Annotated in this window: 2 protein-coding genes; one reads left to right on the forward strand and one right to left on the reverse strand. The window is 66.1% G+C overall.

Going from position 1 to position 1815, the window contains the following annotated elements; translation table 11 throughout:
• Positions 1-278, forward strand: a 278-nt coding sequence (locus tag GH815_RS18600) for a hypothetical protein (RefSeq protein ID WP_211365132.1), incomplete at its 5' end; no start/stop codon positions are given.
• 107 nt (positions 279-385) lie between these two features.
• Here the strand turns inward: GH815_RS18600 and GH815_RS18605 are convergent.
• Positions 386-1747, reverse strand: coding sequence for a site-specific integrase (locus GH815_RS18605; RefSeq protein WP_153750217.1), 1362 nt, complete (start codon positions 1745-1747; stop codon positions 386-388).
• Positions 1748-1815 lie beyond the last annotated feature (68 nt).

Genomic DNA, 1815 nt, shown 5'->3' on the forward strand with positions numbered 1-1815 from the left:
ACGCCAAGGACACACCCCCGGAGCAACCAGAGGAAACCGACATGGAAGCACGCATCGCAGAACTTGCCGACACCCTGAAGCGACCTGCCGAGGCCATGCGGCGGGAATCTGCGGCCATCAAGTGGCGCGTGCTTGAACGGGTCTTCGGCACCTACGAGGCCCGGCAGTTCGCCTGGCACGGTCTGAACGCTGACCTTGACGAGTTCAGCGACGAGGCCGCGGCAATCGAGAAGATCACCGTCGCGACGGGAACCCTCGACGAAGACTGCGACTTCTGACCACCAGCATGGTCATCCCTATCGTGGTCATCTGACCACCCTGCGCGGCCCCGAGGGACACCTCTCGGGGTCGCCAACGTCGCAGCCGACAGCGGCAAGATACAGCCCTACGGAGCCAGCGCAATCGCCTTCCGCATGGCCTCGGTCGCTGCCTTCAGCTTCGCCTCATCGCCACCATACACCCTGTTGCCCACGCTCCCCAAGGAATGCCCGAGAATGCGATGCTCATCACGTTCGGAAACCCCAGCCATGACCAGCAAGTCCTTCATGTTGTGGCGCAGGGAGTAGACGACATGGCGCCGGTTCTTCGTCAGTTCCCGAAGGTGCTTCATCAGTGCCGCAGAGACCGCGTCAGGGCCTCCCTCATGGCCATATAGCGGGAACAGCATGCGTTCACCCTCGGCCAGCTTCACGGCCTCCTGAGCGGCTGCCAGAGCGTCCCCGACAAGGGGAACCGAACGGATGCTCGACAGGGTCTTGAGGCGGCGCCCCTCGTGCCAGCGGATGCGAAGATGCGGCGTGTCGCCCGCAAGGACAATGTCCTCGACCCGGAGGCCGGTGACCTCGCCAAGGCGGCAGCCTGTCCCTTCGAGGATGCGCCAGATCAACCGCAGGTCGCCCGTCAGCTTGCCCCGCATGGCCGACGCGATCTTGGCCGGGAGGGGGTCGACCTTCTCGCGTGCCGCGACCCGCGCCCCCGACGCCGCCGATAGCCCCTCGATGGGCAGCTTGTCGAACGGGCTCGCGAAATCGAGGAGGCCAAGCTCGCGTGCCCCGTAGGAGACCACCGTCCGCAGGAGTCCAAGCTCGCGCTTGACCGAGGCCGGGGAGACCCTCTCACCCTTCGCGCCCAGCTTCTCGCGCGAGAGCATGTGATCGCGGACCTTGCGGGCATGCTCGCGGGTCAGGTCGGACAGCGCCGTGGTGGCGGGCAGACCCGCCTCGGAGGCGAGCTTCATCACGCGCTCAAGCCGGACCATCGCGGCGCGATGCTCTGCCCCCATGCCACCCCCGAGCTTCTCTGCGACATAGACATTGCGGGCATCTTCGAGGGTCAGCGCGGGCGCGGACCGGCGGGGGTCCATGAGGGCTTGCACCAACAGCGGGTCGGGCCGACCGAGGGAGACCAGCGACTCGGCCACCAGCGCCCGCGCCTCGTCGTGATCGTCATCTCCGAGACCCACGACACCGGCAGCCATTTCATTGGCTTCCCTGACAGCGGCCTCCCATGCAGCCCGAGGGGTCAGCCTCTGCTTGGGGGCCTTCGCCGCCAAGACCTCGCGCTCGAACTCCGCCTCGACGCGGCCATACTGGCGCAGGAGGTCAGCATCAGACCGGGCCTTGATCACCCGCTTCCACTCACTCTTGCCGATCTTGGTCCTGACCGCCTCGGGAACCCGCCGCCGGTATTCCCACCGCCCCTGACCAAGTTCGCTCAGACCCCGCAGTTTCATCGTAACAATGCCCAATGTGGACCTCCCGTGGACCCGAATGTGGACCCGAGGAGGCAGCTATCGGCCTGTTTGCCTTGAGAAAT

It is taken from the genome of Rhodovulum strictum (assembly GCF_009649175.1).
GTDB lineage: Bacteria > Pseudomonadota > Alphaproteobacteria > Rhodobacterales > Rhodobacteraceae > Rhodovulum > Rhodovulum strictum.